This is a genomic window from Streptomyces sp. NPDC051172, from assembly GCF_040682555.1.
Classification (GTDB): Bacteria; Actinomycetota; Actinomycetes; order Streptomycetales; family Streptomycetaceae; genus Streptomyces.
Map to the genome: position 1 here is coordinate 1 of NZ_JBFBBE010000368.1, position 1319 is coordinate 1319.

The 1319-nt window shown below is 66.6% G+C and carries 3 protein-coding genes; all 3 read right to left on the bottom strand.

The window, feature by feature from the left end:
- The coding region (gene rpsC / locus AB0N07_RS51180; RefSeq protein ID WP_365847875.1) for a 30S ribosomal protein S3 at positions 1-691 on the bottom strand (691 nt) is incomplete at its 3' end.
- Positions 692-693: 2 nt separating this feature from the next.
- Complete coding sequence (gene rplV / locus AB0N07_RS51185; RefSeq protein ID WP_002857477.1) at positions 694-1059, bottom strand: 50S ribosomal protein L22; 366 nt, start codon at positions 1057-1059, stop codon at positions 694-696.
- Positions 1060-1110: 51 nt separating this feature from the next.
- Positions 1111-1319: 30S ribosomal protein S19 (gene rpsS, locus AB0N07_RS51190; protein WP_365847878.1), on the bottom strand; the 209-nt coding region annotated here is incomplete at its 5' end.

A 1319-nucleotide genomic window follows, 5' to 3' on the forward strand; every position in this document is an offset into this window, starting at 1 on the left:
CGCCACGGCCACGGCCGGAGGGCTGCGCGGCCTCCTTGGCCGCGAGCTCCTTGGCGGTCAGGTCGCCCTTGTAGATCCAGACCTTCACGCCGATGCGGCCGAAGGTGGTCTTGGCCTCGAACTTGCCGAAGTCGATGTTCGCGCGGAGGGTGTGCAGCGGCACGCGACCCTCGCGGTAGAACTCCGAGCGGCTCATCTCGGCGCCGCCGAGGCGGCCGGAGCACTGGATGCGGATGCCCTGCGCACCGGCGCGCATGGCGGACTGGATCGCCTTCTTCATCGCACGGCGGAACGCCACGCGGGAGGCGAGCTGCTCGGCCACACCCTGCGCCACCAGCTGGGCATCGGTCTCGGGGTTCTTGACCTCGAGGATGTTCAGCTGGATCTGCTTGCCGGTGAGCTTCTCGAGCTCACCGCGGATGCGGTCGGCCTCGGCGCCGCGGCGACCGATCACGATGCCCGGACGCGCGGTGTGGATGTCCACGCGCACGCGGTCACGGGTACGCTCGATCTCCACCTTGGAGATGCCGGCGCGCTCCATGCCGGTGGTCATCAGCTCGCGGATCTTGACGTCCTCCTTGAGGAAGTCAGCGTAGCGCTGGCCCTCCTTGTGGGAGTCCGCGAACCAGTGCGAGACGTGATCGGTGGTGATGCCGAGGCGGAACCCGTTGGGGTTGATCTTCTGTCCCATTGTCAGTTCCCACCCTTCTCGTCCTTGGACGCGACGACCACGGTCACGTGGCTCGTGCGCTTGTTGATGCGGTACGCGCGGCCCTGAGCACGGGGCTGGAACCGCTTCATGGTCGGGCCCTCGTCCACGAAGGCCTCGGTGATGTAGAGGGCGTCCTCGTCGAAGGCCTGGCCCTCGCGGTCCGCCTTGACACGGGCGTTCGCCACCGCGGAGGTCACCAGCTTGTACACCGGCTCCGAAGCACCCTGCTGGGCGAACTTCAGGATGGCCAGTGCTTCGGTGGCCTGCTTGCCACGGACCAGGTCGACGACGCGCCGGGCCTTCATCGGCGTCACGCGCAGGTGGCGCGCAATTGCCTTGGCTTCCATTGCTTCTCTCTTTCGATTCTCGAGAAGGTCTAGCGAGCTGTGCCCTCAGGCTCAGCGACGCTTGCCCTTCTTGTCGTCCTTCACGTGGCCGCGGAAGGTCCGGGTCGGGGCGAACTCGCCCAGTTTGTGACCCACCATGGACTCGGTGACGAACACCGGGACGTGCTTGCGTCCGTCGTGGACCGCGATGGTGTGACCCAGCATGTCCGGGATGATCATCGACCGGCGGGACCAGGTCTTGATGACGTTCTTGCTGCCCT

Bases quoted from the DNA above. Each gene is read 5' to 3' on its own strand.
- rplV (WP_002857477.1), bottom strand. From the start codon at position 1,059: ATGGAAGCCAAGGCAATTGCGCGCCACCTGCGCGTGACGCCGATGAAG.